This window comes from Streptomyces sp. NPDC050549 (assembly GCF_040655035.1).
GTDB lineage: Bacteria > Actinomycetota > Actinomycetes > Streptomycetales > Streptomycetaceae > Streptomyces.
Window position 1 is genome coordinate 284,031 of sequence record NZ_JBFAJD010000002.1, and the last position, 17,533, is coordinate 301,563.

At 66.6% G+C, this 17,533-nt stretch carries 17 protein-coding genes and 2 pseudogenes; 5 read left to right on the forward strand and 14 right to left on the reverse strand.

Annotated elements, in window-relative coordinates:
• Window positions 1-60 precede the first annotated feature (60 nt).
• From AB0I51_RS05380 to AB0I51_RS05390, 3 genes are all read right to left on the reverse strand, one after another.
• Window positions 61-1,596, reverse strand: coding sequence for an AMP-binding protein (locus AB0I51_RS05380; RefSeq protein WP_362971637.1), 1,536 nt, complete (start codon window positions 1,594-1,596; stop codon window positions 61-63).
• Between the two features lie 64 nt (window positions 1,597-1,660).
• Window positions 1,661-2,029, reverse strand: coding sequence for a cupin domain-containing protein (locus AB0I51_RS05385; RefSeq protein WP_362971639.1), 369 nt, complete (start codon window positions 2,027-2,029; stop codon window positions 1,661-1,663).
• Window positions 2,030-2,225: 196 nt separating this feature from the next.
• On the reverse strand, window positions 2,226-3,455 hold the full coding sequence (locus AB0I51_RS05390) for an MFS transporter (RefSeq protein WP_362971641.1): 1,230 nt from the start codon (window positions 3,453-3,455) through the stop codon (window positions 2,226-2,228).
• 272 nt (window positions 3,456-3,727) lie between these two features.
• On the opposite strand from AB0I51_RS05390, the gene AB0I51_RS05395 reads away from it, so the two are divergent.
• Window positions 3,728-4,585 carry a hypothetical protein gene (locus tag AB0I51_RS05395; protein WP_362971643.1) on the forward strand — a complete coding sequence of 286 codons (858 nt, stop codon included), beginning with the start codon at window positions 3,728-3,730 and terminating at the stop codon, window positions 4,583-4,585.
• A gap of 54 nt (window positions 4,586-4,639) precedes the next feature.
• On the opposite strand, the gene AB0I51_RS05400 is transcribed toward AB0I51_RS05395, so the two are convergent.
• Together AB0I51_RS05400 and leuA are read right to left on the reverse strand one after the other, a co-directional pair.
• A complete protein-coding gene (locus tag AB0I51_RS05400; RefSeq protein WP_362971645.1) occupies window positions 4,640-5,425 on the reverse strand; it encodes an ATP-binding cassette domain-containing protein in 786 nt (261 codons plus the stop codon).
• A 20-nt stretch (window positions 5,426-5,445) separates the two neighbouring features.
• A complete protein-coding gene (gene leuA, locus AB0I51_RS05405; RefSeq protein ID WP_362971647.1) occupies window positions 5,446-7,245 on the reverse strand; it encodes a 2-isopropylmalate synthase in 1,800 nt (599 codons plus the stop codon).
• Between the two features lie 187 nt (window positions 7,246-7,432).
• Between leuA and AB0I51_RS05410 the strand changes: the two genes are divergently transcribed.
• Together AB0I51_RS05410 and AB0I51_RS05415 are read left to right on the forward strand one after the other, a co-directional pair.
• Window positions 7,433-8,122, forward strand: coding sequence for a FadR/GntR family transcriptional regulator (locus tag AB0I51_RS05410; RefSeq protein ID WP_362971649.1), 690 nt, complete (start codon window positions 7,433-7,435; stop codon window positions 8,120-8,122).
• Between the two features lie 29 nt (window positions 8,123-8,151).
• Window positions 8,152-8,937, forward strand: coding sequence for an alpha/beta fold hydrolase (locus AB0I51_RS05415; RefSeq protein ID WP_362971651.1), 786 nt, complete (start codon window positions 8,152-8,154; stop codon window positions 8,935-8,937).
• On the opposite strand, the pseudogene AB0I51_RS05420 reads toward AB0I51_RS05415, so the two are convergent.
• Window positions 8,897-9,217 (reverse strand): annotated as a pseudogene (locus AB0I51_RS05420) (GNAT family N-acetyltransferase); the annotation flags it as partial. The gene AB0I51_RS05415 and the pseudogene AB0I51_RS05420 sit on opposite strands and share 41 nt — an antisense overlap.
• Window positions 9,218-9,219: 2 nt before the next feature.
• Between AB0I51_RS05420 and AB0I51_RS05425 the strand changes: the two are divergent.
• Window positions 9,220-10,078, forward strand: a pseudogene (locus AB0I51_RS05425) (site-specific integrase); the annotation flags it as partial.
• Window positions 10,079-10,825: 747 nt separating this feature from the next.
• Complete coding sequence (locus AB0I51_RS05430; protein WP_362971653.1) at window positions 10,826-11,710, forward strand: hypothetical protein; 885 nt, start codon at window positions 10,826-10,828, stop codon at window positions 11,708-11,710.
• 12 nt (window positions 11,711-11,722) lie between these two features.
• Here AB0I51_RS05430 and AB0I51_RS05435 read toward each other — a convergent pair whose 3' ends face one another.
• The 8 genes from AB0I51_RS05435 to AB0I51_RS05470 form a co-directional block, all read right to left on the reverse strand.
• Complete coding sequence (locus AB0I51_RS05435) at window positions 11,723-12,358, reverse strand: DUF4352 domain-containing protein (RefSeq protein WP_362971655.1); 636 nt, start codon at window positions 12,356-12,358, stop codon at window positions 11,723-11,725.
• 44 nt (window positions 12,359-12,402) lie between these two features.
• The gene (locus tag AB0I51_RS05440; protein WP_362971657.1) at window positions 12,403-12,876 is read right to left on the reverse strand and encodes a hypothetical protein; all 474 of its coding nucleotides are present in this window, start codon (window positions 12,874-12,876) and stop codon (window positions 12,403-12,405) included.
• Between the two features lie 74 nt (window positions 12,877-12,950).
• Window positions 12,951-13,703, reverse strand: a complete 753-nt coding sequence (locus AB0I51_RS05445; RefSeq protein ID WP_362971659.1) for a hypothetical protein — start codon at window positions 13,701-13,703, stop codon at window positions 12,951-12,953.
• Between the two features lie 43 nt (window positions 13,704-13,746).
• Window positions 13,747-14,745, reverse strand: a complete 999-nt coding sequence (locus AB0I51_RS05450; protein WP_362971661.1) for an N-6 DNA methylase — start codon at window positions 14,743-14,745, stop codon at window positions 13,747-13,749.
• A gap of 160 nt (window positions 14,746-14,905) precedes the next feature.
• A complete protein-coding gene (locus AB0I51_RS05455; RefSeq protein ID WP_362971663.1) occupies window positions 14,906-15,304 on the reverse strand; it encodes a hypothetical protein in 399 nt (132 codons plus the stop codon).
• 46 nt (window positions 15,305-15,350) lie between these two features.
• Window positions 15,351-15,974, reverse strand: coding sequence for a hypothetical protein (locus tag AB0I51_RS05460; protein WP_362971665.1), 624 nt, complete (start codon window positions 15,972-15,974; stop codon window positions 15,351-15,353).
• Window positions 15,975-15,980: 6 nt separating this feature from the next.
• Window positions 15,981-16,712, reverse strand: coding sequence for a hypothetical protein (locus tag AB0I51_RS05465; RefSeq protein ID WP_362971667.1), 732 nt, complete (start codon window positions 16,710-16,712; stop codon window positions 15,981-15,983).
• 32 nt (window positions 16,713-16,744) lie between these two features.
• Window positions 16,745-17,521, reverse strand: a complete 777-nt coding sequence (locus AB0I51_RS05470; RefSeq protein WP_362971669.1) for a hypothetical protein — start codon at window positions 17,519-17,521, stop codon at window positions 16,745-16,747.
• Window positions 17,522-17,533 lie beyond the last annotated feature (12 nt).

The following is a 17,533-nucleotide window of genomic DNA, read 5'->3' on the forward strand; positions in this document are numbered from 1 at the left end:
TTTGATTCCTTGCCTGTGCACGGGGTCTGGCACCTGTGGTTCGGGAATCTGGGCGGGCGCTCAGGAGGTGTAGCCGAAGCGCGCCGAGAGCTCCCTCTTGTTGATCTTTGTGTTTTCCAGGAGCGGCATCGAGGAGACGAAGTGCACCTTCGAGGGCACCATGTAGGCAGGCAGTACTTCCCTGAGTTGACCCTGCATTTCCAGTTCGGTCATCGCCTTGTCCGGCTCCTCGGCGAACAGGATGATGCGCGGTGTTCCGTTGCGGTCGGGGATCGGCATGATGACCGATCTCATGCTTCCGAGAGAGCGGACGGCCGACTCGATTTCCGCCGGCTCGATTCGGTGGCCGGCGATTTTTACCTGCGCATCTTTGCGGCCGGCGAAATTCATGACGCCGGTTTGATCCATACAGCCTTGGTCTCCGGTCAGATAGACAGGGATCCTGTTTCCGTCGACTGTGATGTGCTGGAAAACTGCGGCTGTCTGGTCGGGAGCGTCCAGATAACCCAGGGCAAGTCCCGAGCCTCCGATGGCGACCTCGCCGATCTCGCCGCGCTGGACCGTAGCGCCGTCGCGGATGACATGCAGTTCCGTGCCGGGCACGGGGAGGCCGGCCGGCACACCGAGGGCCGTGTCGGTGTCGTCCAAGGTGATGCGATGGGTCGTTGCGAACACGCAGGACTCGACGGGGCCGTAACCGTTGTACAACTCGATGCCCGGGTAGGTGTCGAGGAGCTTCCGGCAGGTTGCAGGGGGCGGCCTGTCGCCGCCCAGGAGCACGGCGCGCAGCCCGGCCAGGCAGTCGATGTCGCCGCCCGCGATCACATCGAAGAGCGATGGCGTGAGGAAGAGGTGGGTGGCGCCGAAGTCACGGACGTAGCCTCGGATAGCCGACGGCAGGAGGAGATCGTCCTCATGGACAACAGCGGTACCGCCGCTGAGCAGCATGCCCCAAAGTTCCAGGGTGAAGGCGTCCCAGGCGACCGCCGCCGCATTAATCATCACGGGATGCTCGCCGAAGTCCATGAAGCCGTTCGGGGCGAAAAGCCTGGTGGTGGCCCGGTGCGGCGACAGGACTGCCTTCGGGATGCCTGTGCTCCCCGATGTCCAGAACAGGGTCGCGCAGGCGTCCGGCGGGACATCCGGCAGGGCAGCTGATGCCTCGGAGACTGAGGACGTCCGCTTCAGGTCTTCGAAGGTTGTGTGACTGATCTGCGCCTGTTGGAGGAGGCTGGAACCCGTGGCGTCCGCCAGCACGACCAGAGGGTGCATGCTGCACAGGAGCTGAGAAATGCGGGGGAGCGGCCACCTCACGTCGAGGATGCCGTAGGACCCGCCGGCCATGAGCACACCGAGGATGACGGCGGCCAAATCCGGTGACCTACGGGCCGCCACGGGGACGATACTGCCGGGCTGGATACCGCGGTCGATCAACTGGCGGGCGATCTGATGGGACTTGCTCGCGAGTTCTGCGTAGGTCACTGCACTGTTGGCGGTGACAATGGCGTTCCGGTCGGGAAGCTGGCGTGCGACCCGTCCGAATGCTTCGTGGATGGTTATCTCTGTATTGGCCCTGCCGAACATGCTGCTGCGCACGGTCGATCCCCCATCGGCGTGGTGATAGCCGGTGAATTTAGCCGGTGAATGTTGTCGGCGGGATTCAGTCGAATTTCATCGATGACGGAAGGATGGAACCGGGGGCGAGGTCGAGTCGCGGGGGAGCGGAGAATTCCATGAGAACGGCGCCCTCCTCGCCGACAAACGTGGCCGTGTGGCGCTGGCGCGAAGGTATATAGGCCACGTCGCCGGCGTTGAGTTCGTACTCGATCCCTTCGCAGATGAAGCGGATCGAGCCCTCGGTGACCACGACCCACTGCTCGTTCTCATGCCAGTGCGGTGGGAGGTTCAGGTCTCCGGACTGGTCGGCGACCACCTTCAGGCAGGACATCTCCTGGCCGAACGCGAAGCGCCGTGAAAGTGCGATTCCTTCGGCCTTCAGTTCCTCGTGGTCATCCCAGTTAATCTTCATAAGATTTCTCCTTGCTGACACACAGGATGGACATCGTGGACGTTTTTTCATCCGCGATACATTGCCTCGGATGAATGCTTTCCGTGCTGGACCAGACGCTACGTAACGACGAAGTTACTTTCAATGGCCGTCTCAAATATTGAGCACTGCATTAGGGAACGAAGTGACGTTCCCTGTTGCAAGTTGGCCGGTACTCCTATTGTGCGCTTCCGGAATTTTCTGCCTCGCGCTGCTCCGTCGACTGGCCGTCGGGCGAGTCCAGGACGCGATCGGGAAGGCGCATTCCCATGACTACAGGGATGACGAATACGAGGAGCAGTGCGTAGAAGGCGGCCCGCAGGCCGCTCGAATCAGCCAACCACCCGAACGCGGGTGAACACAGGCCGCCTGCGGCCATAGCGAGTCCCAGAGTCAGACCGCTCGCCGTCCCTGGACGGTTGGGCAAGTAGTCCTGTGCGAGCGTGACTTGCGCCGCGAAGGGCAGGAACATGGCTGTGCCGAACACGACGGTACTTGCCACGAGCACGGGGAATGCCGGCGCCCAGGCGATGCCCACCAAGGCGGGGAGTGCCACCAGGTATCCGATCCGCACCGAGGTCATCCGGCCGTACCTGTCGCCGACCCAGCCGCCAAGCAGCGTGCCCACTGCTCCCGCCGCTGTGTAGGAGGTCAGCGTGGCGGCCCCTGCGGCTGTGGACTGGCCCAGATCACGCTGCGCGTGCAGTGACACCAGCGAGGTGACCGTGACGAAGGGGATGGACCACCCGATGATGACGACCACCAGGCGGGCGAAGGAGCGCCAGTCGTCTGACCGTGGTGGCTCGTCCGCCGACGACCTCGCTGATGCACCGGCCACCAGCGGAGTCGCCTCCACGTAGCCCCGCCAGCGCATCCAGGGGCCCTTGAGCACCCACAGGAACAGCATGACCAGGGCGGGGGCTGCCAGCAGGTAACTGCCGTCGAATCCCGCCGATCCGATCACGAGAGTCACCAGCGATGGTGCGATGGAGCCGCCTACGGTTCCGCCGACGGAGAAGATGCTCATGGCCTTCTGTGAGGAGCCGCCGGCGGCACGGGCCTGGCTCGTCGCGGGCGGGTGGTAGGCCGCGATGCCGATCCCCGCCAAGGCGACATAGAGCCAGGTGATCATGTAGTTGCCGGACAGCCCGGCCGCCACCACCCCCAGGGCCGCGGTGATGAATCCGGCCGGTACGAGCCAGGTCCGCGGCTTTCGGTCGGAGAGGATGCCGAAGAGCGGTTGGAACAGGCTGGAGACGCCGCTGGACGCGAACGCCAGGCCGGAAACCGCTGCGTAGCTGTAGTGACGCTCGGACATGAGGAACGGCAGCATCGCGGGGATCGCTCCCTGGTACAGGTCGTTGACCGCGTGCGTACCGGCCAGAAAGCCGAGTTGCCCTTTTTTCATCGAAACGTCTGTCCTGTTCGCTGTGATGCACATCCCATAGACCTCAGGTACTCAGGTCCTCTGAGGTGTTACCTTAGCGAGCGCTGCGGGGCACCGAAAGCCCTTACTCGTGAGGGGTGTTGGGCTCGCCGCGCACGCCGCGCACGCCGCGCACTCTCTGCTCCCCGCTGCCCCCGAGAGAGACCGCAGCATGCCCGGTGGCTGGCAAGCCGCCCTCACCGCTGTCGATGGGCCTTCCTGTCGGACGAGGCATTCACGCAAAGGAGCTTGTGATGAGCATCAACGCCCGTGTCCGGGTGTCAGAAGGACTTGCTGCACTGGAGGAGGAGCCAACGCGGCTCGCCGGGACGCTGGATCGTATCTACACAGGCTGGGCCCACGGCTCGGGGGCGGCGGCACTGACTGTGCCGCCGTTGTTGCCGGTAGCTGACCTCGCCACGCTCGACGTCTACCGGAACTTCCCTCAACTCGCCCTCGTATCCTCGGCGCTGGACGTTGCCACGGCAGGGACCGAACAGATCGAGCAGGAGGCCGTCTCGGGAGGGTTCGCGCCCGGCTCACTGCGCTCAGCCGGTCTGGCACTCCCGTCCAGCGCCTGCTACGGGGTGTACCTCCATTTCAGGGGTCGGCAGGTGCCGGAGGGCGGAGAGCTGGTGACCCTGCTGGGGCAGTGCTTCCGTAACGAGGATCACTTCGACGGACTCCGCCGACTCAAGGCATTCCGGATGCGCGAGGTCGTGGCGCTGGGAACCCCAGACCAGGTCACGGCCCACCTCGATCACTCCGCCCACTTCCTGGAGACCCTGGCCGGTGAGATCGGTCTGCCATTGGAACGCCGCGCGGCCTCCGACCCCTTCTACGACCAGTCCGGAGAACGCGCCACCTTCCAGCAGATCGTCCCGGTCAAACACGAGTACGTGTACAAGGGCATGGCGATCGCCTCCGTGAACACGCACCACACTTTCTTCGGCGAGCGATGCTCCATATCGCTGCCCAACGGCGCCCCGGTGTCCACCAGTTGCGTCGGTTTCGGGATCGAGCGGTGGCTTCAGGCCCTGGCCGATCACTTCGACGAGGACTGGGGCCAGGCTCGGGAGGCTGTCGAGAAGGCCGAGAAGTCGCTGTCCTGAGGGAGCGCACGCGGCGGAGTGCTCCGGTGGGAGCGCACCGCCGCGACAACCTTCTCAGCCGACTTGTGGTCTGGCCGGGCGGTTGGCCCTCACACTCCAACGCCCATCGACGCGGGTGAGGCGGATGGGGTGATCGAAGCACTTGCTGACCTGGTCGCTGGTCAGGACCTCGTCGGCGGGACCGGACGCCAGACAACGCCCGTCACGCAGCAGCATCACATGGGTTGTCCCGGGAGGCAGCTCCTCCAGGTGGTGGGTTACCAGGACCGATGCGAGATCCGGGTAGGTGTGTTGAAGCGTGTCGATCCGTTCGATGAGCTGCTCGCGGCCGGCGACGTCGAGGCCGGTCGCGGGCTCGTCGAGTAGCAGCAGCTGCGGACTGGGCATGAGAGCCCGAGCGATCAATGCACGGCCCCGTTCCCCTTGGGACAGGGTGGGCCAGCGTGCACTGTGGCGATCGCTGAGGCCGAGCAGGCCGATGAGATGGTCGGCATCGGCGACTTGCCGGGGCGTCGGCTTCCAGCGGGGCACGCGTTCGATGGTGTTGGTCAGCCCGGTCAGGACAACGTCCTCGACCTTGAGGGGCGAGCGCAGATCGTGCCGCGGGTTCACATGGCCGACGTACGAGCGCAGTTGCCGCATGTCGACCCGTCCCAGCCGGTGGCCCAGCACCTCCACGATGCCGCGAGTGGGGTGCGCGAGCGCCCCGAGGAGACTGAGCAGGGTACTCTTGCCCGCCCCGTTGGCGCCGAGCAGCGCCCAGTGCTCACCGGCTCGTACGGTCAGCGATACCTCACACAGAATCGGATTGCCGTCGCGGACGACATCCACATCTTCCACGCGGAGTACCGGGGCTGCACTCACGAGGAGGCCCGACCAGAGCGGTTGACGGCGGACATGACGGCGTGGACCGATGCGGTCAGAACCGAGGTATCCCAGCCCGCTCCCCAGCAGGTGACCTCGTTCACGCGGCACTCGGCGTAGGCGACGGCTGGGCTGCCCGGTCCTGTGCTGGTGGAGTGCTCGGTGTAGCTGAGGATGTCGACGGTGATTGCGACACTCCGGAGGGCATCGGCGAGGGCGGACAGGGGCCCGTTTCCGGTGCCCCGGCAGGCGCGCTCCTGTCCGCTGATGTGCAGAGCGCAGGTGAACCGGTGCTCGCCGGGAGCTGGTTCCGTGGCGCTCCAGGACGTCAGTGTGACCGGGCCGTCCAGTGCCGGGGTGATGTAGGTGGTGCGGAAGAGTTCCCACAGCTCCTTGTGGGACAGCTCCTGACCGGTGGCGTCGGTGATGTGTTGGACCGCGCGGGAGAAGTCCGGGCGCATCGTCTGGGGCAGGTCCAGGCCGTGGTGGGTGTGCAGGAGGTGGGCGATGCCTCCTTTGCCGGACTGGGAGTTGATGCGGATGACTTCTTCGTACGTGCGCCCGATGTCGCCCGGGTCGATGGGCAGATACGGCACGGCCCATGGGGCTTCCTCGACGGGCAGGCCCTTCTCGGCGGCCTGTTTGGCGTGGTGGGCCATGCCCTTGGCGATGGCGTCCTGGTGGGTGCCGGAGAAGGCCGTGTGAACGAGGTCGCCCCCGTAGGGGTGGCGGGGGTGGACCGGCAGTCGGTTGCAGTATTCCACCGCCTCGCGCACTGCGTCGATGTCGGAGAAGTCGATCATCGGGTTCACGCCCTGTGCATACAGGTTCAGCGCCAGGGTCACCAGGTCGACGTTCCCGGTGCGCTCGCCGTTGCCAAACAGGCAGCCCTCCACGCGCTGCGCCCCTGCCAGGACAGCGAGTTCGGCACAGGCGACGCCGGTGCCGCGGTCGTTGTGCGGGTGGACCGACAGAATCACGGACTCGCGGCGCGCCAGGTTGCGGTTCATGTACTCGATCTGGTCCGCGTAGACATTGGGAGTGGCGATCTCCACCGTCGCGGGCAGGTTGTGCACCACCGGCCTGTCCGGGCTCGCTTCCCACAGCTCGGTCAGGCTGTTGCACACTTCCAGGACGAAGTCCGGCTCGGTGAGGTTGAAGACCTCCGGGGAGAACTCGAACCGGATGTCGGCACCCGGCTGTTCTTCGGCACGGCGCATCAGATAGGCGGCGGCATCCCGGATCAGCTCGTGGACTTCGGCGCGGGAGCGGCCCAGGACCACATCCCGCCACGTGGGGGCGGTCGCGGTGTAGAGGTGCACGAGGGTGCGGGGGAGTCCTTCGACGGAGGCGATGGTCCGGTCGATCAGGTCCTGGCGGGCCGCGGTGAACACGGAGACGGTCACGTCATCGGGGACAGCGCCGCTGTGGGCCAGGTGACGCACGAAGTCGAAGTCGGTCTGGCTGGCGGAGGGGTAACCTACCTCGATCTCCTTGAAGCCCATGGTGACCAGGAGGTCGAACATCCTGCGCTTGCGCTCGGTGTCCATCGGCTCGGCCAGGGCCTGGTTCCCGTCGCGCAGGTCGACCGGCACCCACAGCGGAGCCCGCTCGAGCCGGTGCGACGGCCAGGTCCTGTCTGTCAGGGGCAGTGCGACCCGCTGGTCTGCGGGCTGGTAGCGGTGATGGGGCATCGCGCTCGGGCGCTGGGGGTTCCACCGGGGCGCATCCGCCGGGACGCCACCGGAGGGAGTGCGCAGGGTGGGAAACACCGTGCTCTGGAAGGAGGAAGCCATCGTGCGGAACTTCTTTCAGTCGGCCATACGATGACCGGCGCAGCCCGGTACCCCGCTGCGGGGTGCCGGTCGTGTCAGGCCCCGCAGCGGCAGCCGAGGAGAAGAAGCTCGTGCAGCAGCATGGGGGTACAGTAACGACAACTCAGCTCCTCAGACAACCCGAGAGGTGTGGGAAGGTGAATCTCACATGGCACTAGGTGCCTTGCGGCCGTCCCCTTTGGTCGAGCAAGCTACTGAGCACCTGCGCGAACAGATCACCGGGGGTGAATGGGCCGTCGGGACGAAGCTCCCCGGCGAGACCACTCTGGCCAAGTCCCTTGGTGTGGGGCGCTCAACCGTTCGTGAAGCTCTGCGGGCACTGGCTGGCGCCGGCCTGGTGCAGGCACGCCAGGGAGCCGGTGTCTTCGTCATCGCGACCAAGCCCAAGGAAGACTGGGCCACCCAGTTGCGCCAGGCAGTCATTACCGATGTCTACGAGGTCCGGATGCTCGTAGAAGTCGAAGCCGCGCAGTTGGCCGCGCAACGCCGCACCGACGACGACATCGCCGCTCTGCATGGTGCCCTGGCCAGGCGCCGGGACGCTGCGAACGGGGGCAACGCCGAATTCGTCGAGGCCGACATCGCCTTGCACGAGGCCGTGGTCGTCGCGGCGCACAACCCGGTGCTCACCGGATTGTTCACCGAGTTCGTACCTGTGCTGCAACGTCGGTTGCTCGATCTGGTCGAGCTGCTCAGCCTGCGCTCCGACAATCCGAATCATGGCGATGAGGGGCACGCCGTACTGATCAACGCTGTCGTGCGGGGAGACGCCGAGGCAGCTGGACATGCGCTGCGGGACGAGCTCAAGCAGACACTCGCCTTGCTTCACTCCCTCTGACCTCGTCGTCCTTTGAGAGAGCGGTAGTCATGCTCGACGCCGAACCGTGGATACGGTCCTTCCCCGGCGCTGCATCGCCGGCCACGCCCTGGACGGTCCTCTTCTTCCCACACTCAGGTGGCTCCGCCGGCTCCTACCAGCACCTCGCGGCGCGGCTGGCCGACATGGCGCAGACGGCGTGTGTCCAGTACCCGGGGCGCGCGGAACGCCAACGAGAACCCCTCTTCACCAATGTTCACGTCCTCGCGGACCAAGTGGCCGAAGTGCTCGCGCGGATTCGCGAGGACGGACCGGCAATCTTCTTCGGCCACAGCCTGGGGGCGGCGGTGGCCTATGAGGTCGTCCGTCGCACGCCCGACCAGAGGCAGATCGTTCTCGTGGCCTCCGGGCATCCTGCCCCTTCTCGCATCAGGCTGCCTGCCTTGGATTCCGTCAGCGAGGGCTCGGAAGACCCTGACGAGCCGCTGATCGAACTGATCAGCTCGCTGGGGGGCGCCGATGCCGACCTTCTGGGCCATCCGGTGCTGCGCAGAATGTTTTTGCCTGTCATACGCAGTGACCTCATGGCACACAGCCGCTACCACCCCGAAGCCGACTCGGCCGTCAGCTGTCCAGTTATCGCGCTCATGGGGTCCATGGATTCCCTCACCAACCCCCCTGACGTACAGGCATGGGAGCGGCACACGTCCTCGACGTTACGGGTGCACGCGCTGCCTGGGGGGCACTTCTTCATCAATCAGCACACCGAGGAAGTGGCGGACATCCTGCGCGGTGTCATGGCAACTGATCCGAAAGCACGGCGAGTTCACTCGTGAGGGCCGGCCAGCGGCTGGCGCGGATCATCACGGTCAGGACCGGCGAGGCCGGTGACGGTTGGCTCTGCCCGATGTCCTCGTACCCCCACGACTTGTAGAGCGCGTGGACCTTTCCGTCCCCGGCGGCCGGCTTGACCATGAGCGTGACGTACGGCTCGTCGCGTGTGGTGAGGAGGGCGTCGTGGATGCGGCGGGCGGTGCCGGTCTTCCGCCAGGCCGGCCGGACGCCGATCTCCTTCAGCGCCACGGCCGGACGCTCGGTGTACTTCTGTGCCGGCGTCGCGACCCAAGGCCCTCGTATGGACCGAGGAACGCATCCTCCACTGGAAGCGCACCGGCGAGAAGCCCTCGTCGGTGATGGTCTGGACGCCGGAGCACACCGGGCTCTTCCTCGACCATGTTGCGGAGGACCGCCTGTACGCGCTGTTCCACCTGATCGCGTTCCGTGGACTGCGACGGGGCGAGGCGTGCGGGCAGAAGTGGACCGACATCAACCTGGACGCCGGTCTCATCACCGTCGCCAAGCAACTCGTCGTGGACGGCTGGGAGGTGATCGAGGACGACCCCAAGACCGACGCGGGCACGCGGACCATCGCGCTCGACTCCGACACGGTCCAGGCCCTCAGGCGGCACCGCGCCCAGCAGGACAAGGACCGTAAGGAGTGGGAGAGCGCCTGGGTGGAGACCGGCCGCGTGTTCACCAAGGAGAACGGCGAGATGCTCCACCCCGCCAATGTCACACGGCGGTTCATCGAGCTGTACGAGGAGATCGATCTCCCGCCGGTCCGGCTCCACGACCTCCGCCACGGTGCCGCGACCCTCGCCTACGCGGCCGGGGCCGACCTGAAGGACATCCAGGAGATGCTCGGCCACTCCTCGATCACCATCACGGCCGACACGTACACGAGCCTGCTCCCCGAGGCTGACCTGGCGATCGCCGAGGCCGCCGCCCGGCTCGTCCCGCACGCTCGGGTCACCTCCGAAAACGCCGCCCCCGAAGCGGAGGCCGAGCCCGACGACGCGGAGCATCCCAGCCCGGAGCCCGTGCCGGATGATGCTGATCCGTTGGGAGAAATTCCGGAGATCAACTCTCCGTCCGCTCACGCAAACGGCGCCGGACGAGACATCCGAGGCCGAGTAGGAGCCCTCCCTGGGGGACAAACCCCAGGTCGGAGCGGTAACGTGCTGTGCCCCCGGCAGGATTCGAACCTGCGACACCCGCTTTAGGAGAAAGATCGTTTCGGTTTTGGGGCTGATGGGGCGGGAGTGGGCTGACCAGGCGGAAAGCCGGGTGAGTGGCGACGGCGGGCTTCCGGGTGGGCTCTGGCCTGCGCGGATTCTGTCCCAACGAGTCCCGGACGATCCTGGGCGCTGTCGAAGTGTCCCACGCAGTACGTCCCCGTTGTGTCCCCGTCGGAGGGGGCGTGTCCCCGTGGTGTCCCCGTTGCGTCCTCGGTGGGCTGGGACGGGTGAGGCGGGTGTCCGGCGGTGGTTCGGGGTGCTGGTAGAGGCAGGGTTTCTGTTCTGGTGAGCACCGCTCGGCCTTCGCGGGTTCACTTCGTTTGCCGTGCCGCGATCGGCGAGGTGGCGGCGGAACGCAGACTCTGGTGATCGCGGTGGCCAGATGGCCATCTTTGGTAGCGCAAGTGGTTCTCTCTCGACTACGGCCTTGCCCGATTCGCCCTCGTATTGGGTAAGTACGGTGCAGTAATGATCCGGCCAATCTTTTGCGCGGCCTGTATGCCCATAAACAAGATCTTTCGGGCATTAGTGAGCTCACCGCAGAGCTCGGCTAAGGGTTTGCCGACGCTGGGGTCTGATGGCTCTACCGCCGCCTCCGCGCACACGTCACTCTGCACATGGGAGCAGCCCGACAGGGGAGGGACGCATGTCGAAGTTCGGACCTTTTGAAGGGCATCAAGCGGGGCACGATCGGAATGCCGAAGCCGAGAGGCAGCTGCGTGGGAAGGGCCTGGCCGAACTCTGTCCGACGCAGAGGTTCACAAACCGGCTGCACGTCAAGCAGTCCTTGCTGCCGAACACAGGCGATCTGGTGGTCGCACCAAGCTCCGCGAGGAGCTCGCTCCCGGGACGGACGCGAGCCTCGATCAAGCGCTCTGAAAAGGATGAGACGGAGACGGCGGTAAGTCCGGTCATCAGGAGGCTCGGCGCTGCGACGCGCATGAAGCCGGTCATCAAGCTCAAGGCTAAGGAAGTCGTGGAGCCCGTCCTCAAGTTCAAGCGCGAGACGGTCACGAGGGCTATGTTCAGGCCCCGGGCCAAGCTTGCCAAGGATAACGTGGGCCCAGCTGTCGAGATCGAGTGCGAGACGGTTGCTACACCCGTCGTTAGGTTCGAGACCAAGACGGTCATGATGCCCGTGATCGAATTCGAGACCGAGACGGTCGTGAAGCCCTTCGACGAGCATGAGACGAAGCCCCAGTTCATCTTCACGAAGGAACGCCCTCGGATCAGCCCTCTTGGGCGCCGCCTCGACTGCGCGAGCACACTCGTCGCCACGTGGCGCAGTCCCGAGGGGGGAGCCGCCGAGCTGCTATGGGTCGGCGCCAAGGAGAAGACCGGCATCCTGGCTACTGCTTTCCGCGTGGGGGTCAAGATCCTCAAATACAAGATCAACCCTCTGTCGGCTATCTTCGACCTGGTCAAGGTCGTCACTGACGCCGTCATCAAGGACGACCCCGGCAGTGACGCAAAGAAGCTCCATGACTTCGCTCAGGCTCAGTTCCTCAGCGCGCTCAACGCAGGGCTGTGAGCACGACGTTCACTACTCTCCGGAGACATTCCACTGGCCGGTGTCTCCGGCGAAGCCGCTGTTCATCGCGAACTGAACCTTGGCGATCTTGGAACTGGTGGGGATCTCGAAGGTGATGAACCCCAGTCCAGTGTCGCCGGGTGAGATGGTGACGCTTCCGGGGAAGCTGGGGCCAGCGGCGGTGTCCTCGACGGTGGCCTCGAACTGCTGCCCCAGCGTGTCCACGATCTTCGCTCCGTTGCTCGGGGAGTCTGTGTAGACCGCAGCGCCTGTGTTCTCGAGCCGGAACTGGACAGCTATGAATCTTTTGTCTGCACCCGGGGTGGAGAAGTCGTTCGCAGCGGCGGCTGGATCAACGACTTTGACCACGGTGACGGCGAGGGCTTGGCCGTTCTCGTCACCGGTGAGGTCGAGGGTGTCCCCGACGGCTGCGGAGGTGGCGGGCGAGGGCGGTGTGCTGGGCGCTTCAGAAGAAGGTGCCTGTTCGGTTGGGGCGCTCGTCGCCGATGTGCTGCTGGCTGGTGCGGTGGTGACTTTCGCGCCGCTGGAACAGCCGACCGCAGCCGACACTACTCCGGCGAGGATAAGAGCAAGAGCGCGGCGCATCAGATCACCCCGGGAAACGTTGACCCGGTAGGACGTGGTCAATGTTCCTCCTGTCGGAGGGCGCGTGCATCCGGAGCCAGTTCCTCTCAAGGATCAGGCTCGGCAGGAGCGACATACCCGCGGCAGCCGCAGTACTCGTAGCACCGTGCGTCCTCGGGGGGCGTGGGCGGCACGCTCTGGTGGACGCCGCGGGCGTGGCCGCAGTCGGGGCGGGCGCAGGGTGGGTAGTGCTGGTTGTCGTGTCGGTATGCGGAGAGGCCGGCCTGGTACATCGTTTTGCCGACGCGGTGGATGGGCTCGGTGTCGGAGGGGCAGCCGCCCCAGCCGGTGTCGTGGCTGAAGGCGAAGGTGCCCGCGAAGGCGAGGGCGCCGCAGCGTCCGCAGCGGTACTGCTGACAGCCGTGTTCGTTGGGTGGGATGGGCTCGCCGGTGCAGCAATCGATCTTCAGAGATTCGAGGTACGTGGCGCGGCGAGCGGCTCGGGCAGCCCGGTCGGCTTCGAGGGCGGACCGGCGGTCCATGGCGGCCTGCTTCTCTCCGAAGAGGTCGAGCTGTGTCATGGCAGTTCTCCGGGCCGATGACATGTAGAAGGTGCGAGGCGGCCCTACGGAGCGCCTCGCACCCGGGACGTTGGTCACTTGTTGGCGGTTTCCTCAGGTGGCTGTGTCTGCTGCGGCTTGGTGTCCTTCGGCTTCGTTGTCCTGGCGGCCGCTGCTGTGGAGCGCCGTGACCGGCGTGTAGACGGCTGCTTCTTCTGCTGGGCCTTCTGCTCGGTGGGCTGAGCCTTATTGGCTGTACGGCGTGGGGTCTTCGCCGGAGCTGGGCCCTTCGCGGTGGTCTTTTGCGGCTCGGATTGGTCCGTGGCTCGTGTGGTGTTGCTGTTCGTTGTCGCGGTGGTGGCTGCTTCGTTTTTCTGCGCTGCCGGGGCGCGGCGCGAGCGTTTCTTCGGGAAGGCGCGCAGCCGTGGGCGCCTGCCGTCGAACGCCGGCAGGAGACCCGTGCGGATGTTTCGTGCCGTGGTTGCGGCGGGCGGGTTGTTCGTGAAGCAGACGCCGACGTTGTAGCGGGTGTCGGGAGTGAGCTGCTTGAGGCTGTAGGCGTATGCCTCGGCGTCTCCCTGGTCCTCGTACTCGCGCGGCGGCACGTCGAGTGCCCACGTCTGGACGGCCGTGCCTCGCCAGATGTGCTTGATGCCGATGCGGCGCCCGTCGGGGTGGGCGAGGTACGCGGACAGGCCGGGGTGTGGATGGCTGTCAGCGTCGACGGTCCAACCGTCGCCGAGTCCTGCTGCGGTCTCGGTGACGAACTCGTCGAAGTCCGCAGGGAAGACGCGCTGCTTCTTCGGGGCCCCGGTGTCCTTCGGTGAGGTCGGCTTCGTTGGGCTCACGAATTGTCCCTCTCGGTCGTACGGTGTGGGGTCGTGGAGGCGTTCACGCCGCTGCTCCTTCGAGGAGATGGTCAAGAGCAGTGAGCAGGCGTCGGGACCTGCGCTCGAACAGGGCCTGCTTCACAACCGCGTTGCGGTGCCTGATGACCGCGGCGCGTTCGGCGAGGGCCTTGTCCAGGCCGCCGTCGGCGTCGGCGAAGGTGTTGGCGCACCAGATCGCGACCTTGGGGCCGAGGTCCCAGACGATGGCGTTGACTGCGGCGCACGCGGTCGCCAGTGGGTCGATGTCGTTGCCGAACCAGGAGAAGTCGTGCGGGTCCAGGCCGAGTTCGCGCATCTGCTGGGCGACGGAGCGGAACATGCCTCCGCTGCCGATGGCCGGCTCCCGTACCGACATGCCCGGCTCGAAGCGGTTCCCGTCGACGAGGACGCGGGCCATCAGGTCGGTGATGCACGGAGGTGTGTGGTACTCGCCGCGCCACTTCTTGTCGCTCTTGTGCCGCAGCCCTGTCAGCAGCGGGCTGAGGACGTCCGCCTCGGAGCGGTAGTAGGGGTCGTCCCGAGCAGTGAGGCTGAACAGGCCGTTGTGGACCGCGGTATGGACGACGGCCTGTACGGCGCGGAGCTGATATTCGTCGGGTTCCTCCTCAAGCCAGTCATGAAGAGGCCGGGCGACCTCGATGAGGTCGGGATGGGCCATCCACTGGACGCCCCAGATCTCCCGTAGGAGAGGCGGGAACTGGGCGGGTTCCAAGGTGAGGAGCCAGTCGCCGATGAGCGGTTCCCGGAAGAAGGTCAGGGCGGCGATGGTGCCGAGGGGGACGTCGATGCGGTTGCCGCCGTAGTGGCTGCACCATGCGTTGATGGCGTTGTCGGCGACTTGGCCGGCGTGCCGGTGCGGGTCACTCGGGAGGGCACGGCCCCTCGTACGGGTGGGTGGTGCGGCTCGCGGCTTGGCAGCTTCCTCATCGCGGCGCGTGACGCGCTCCTGGAGCTTCTGCTCCACCTCGCCGAACAGGTCGAACTGGACCACGGCACTCATCGCCCCGTCGTTGCGGCCGAGGCGAACCGGTGGGCAGGGTGCCAGCCGAGGGGGAAGGTCAGCACAAGGGTGTCCCTTTCTCGTGATTCAGGCATGGGTGGGGTAGGGGGCCGGCCGATGTCGTGGCGCGGCCCCCTGGCGCGGTGTGGGTGGGCTGGGGCTATCCGCCGTGTTCGGCGCGCCAGCCGTTGACGTACGAGCCGACTTCCTCGGCGAGGGGCTCGAGGGACATGTCGCCCGGCGCCTCGCCGTCGTCGGTCGTCGCGTCGTAGATGACCTTCGCCTTGCCGTACGTGTTGTCGATGTGTACGGCCTTCCAGCCGCCGATCTCGCTGCGGTCCGCGTGCCAGGGCAGCGACTCGCGGCCTGCGATCGCGACGTACTGTTCGCCGTCGGTCGTGAGCTGGACGGTGATGTTCAGCTCGTTGCCGCACCAGTCCACGCCGACGTCCGTGCAGTGTTGTTCGAGGGCTTCGATGACGTCGGCGTACAGGGCTCGGGCCTTCTCCTCGTCGGCGCGGCGCAGGAGTTGGACGGCGCTGAGGTAGTGAAGGGTCATCACGCCTCCCTTGCGACGGCCGGCGGAGTGGCGTGGCGGCTCATGCTCAGTTCTCTCTTTCCTTCGTGGGCTGGCGAGTTGGGCGGTTACGGCTGGCGTCTCGCACATGGCGCCGGGGGCGGGGCGGCAACTCGTCGACCAGGTGCACGGGGCCGTTGAGCGGCCCCCGGTCGAGCTCCTCGGTGATGTGCGGGGGCACACGCGGCACCTGGCCGGCGTGAAGGGTGAGCTCGCCGCTCGCGAACGCGACGGCGACCGTGCCGTCCGGGTCGACGCGGGTGACGCGTCCGTAGAGCGGCAGCTCGGGATGCCTGACCCACTCGCGGACGGCGAGGGGCGGTAGGTGCTGTGCGCAGAGGCCGTGGTCACGCAGCGAGAGGTGCGGGGCCGACGGGAGCCAACAGGGCTGGCCGTCGGGCCGGGGGTGTTCGCAGCTGCGGGCGATGTGGCCGTAGCCGTCGCAACGGATCAGGACGGGTCCCGGCCACGGCTCTCTGGCTCGTACGACGGCGAAGGTGACTGCGCCGCACGGGCCCTGGTCGTGGTGGGCGACGTACTCGATGGTCAGGCCGATCAACGTCGGCCAGGTCCTCAGCATGTTCGCCGCGATGGTCTGGGCGTGCACGGCGGGGACGGAGGTCCTGACCGGGTTGGCGTTAGGCAGGGGCATGACATCTCACTTCTCGTCTGGGCCGGGTTGAGGGAGCACGAGGAGCGCTTCGCGCATCGCGGGTCCGCCGACGGGCATGAGGTGCCGAGCGCGCAGGTGGGGAAGGGCGCGGATCTGCAGGGTGAGCGCTTCGATCTGCCGCTCGGTCTCCTCCGGCCACAGCCGGCGGCCGCAGTCGTCCGGTGTCGGCTTGGTGATCGTGCCGCCGGGCTCCGAGAGATCCTCGCTCGTGATGGCGAGCACCTGGCAGGTGTCGCCGACGAACTCGACCGTGATCAGGCGGGCTTCGGGGTGGTGCGCGCGCACGAGCTCGGCGATCCGCTCGGCTCTGTCGGCCGGAGGGAGGTCCAGCACCCAGCGCCAGTCCGGCCTCGGTTCGGATCGTACGGCGCTCCATGCGGCCGAGTGCAGCCCGGCGAGCGCGTCGTTCAGGCCGTCCGCGAGTTCGTCCAGGTCGAGGGCGGAGGTGGAGGTGTCGGTGGCGCGGCGTAAGTCGAGCACCAACTCCTCGCTACCCGCGTGGTGTGTGGCCCACAGGGCGTGCGGCTCGATCGTCCGGTCGTGTGCGGAGTGGTCGAAGGTGAGGTGCGTCGTCTGCGGGTACGCCTCTACGACGAGCGCGGTGACGTGGTCGAGGACTGCGATCTCGTACTGGGCCTGGGCCTCGTTGAAGGCGTCGACGGCGAGCAGGCGGTGACGCAGGGCTGTGACGGTTCGATCCGACCCGATGTTGGTCATCACGGGTGTGTCCTTCCTGGAGTGGGCTTTGATCAGGTGCGCGTGGCCTCGGTGAGGGCCGACTCGCGGTACGGGAAGACCAGCTGCCACAGCTGTCCCTCGTGGTGGGACTCGACGTCCACGCACAGCGTCAGATGGCGGGCGCGCAGGTGTGGCAGGGCGTAGAGCTGGCCGAGTAGGTGCGCCAGTTCGTGGAAGACGTCGTGTGGCCACGGGCTGTCCTCCGACTCCGGCGAGCAGTGCGGGCAGGGGACGCCGACCGTCCCGCCGCCGCTGAGGGCGAGCTGCTCGAAGCCGACGGCGATGCGTCCGTGGTCGACCTCGAAGCGGCAGACCAGTGATTCGGCGCCCGGGACATGCCGCCGGACGACTTCGGCGACGGTGGCGGCGCGGTCGGCCGGCGGTAGGACGACCCAGCGCCGTCGGTTGCGGTGTTCGAGGACGGGGTGCGGTTGGATCACGCCCCAGTGCTGGAGGAAGGAGTGGGGCAGGATCCGTCCGAGGTCTTGGACGAGTTCGTCGACGTCCAGCGGGCCGTCCCGCCAGCTTCCGTCCGCATCGTCGTGCGGGTTGTACAGGACGTGGCTGATGTCGCTTTCCGGCTCGCGGACGCTCCAGATGCCGTGCAGTTCTACGGCGCCGGGCTCGTGGACGCTCACTTCCAGGTACGCGGCTTCGGGATGGGCGAGGCGCACGCGGGCGGCGATGTCGTCGTGGACCGCGAGGAAGAGGGTCTCGCCCGCCCGGACGTACGCGGTCGCGAGTTCGTCGAGCGGGAGTTGGGTGGGGCGGTGCTGCTGCTTGCCCATGGGAGTTGGCTC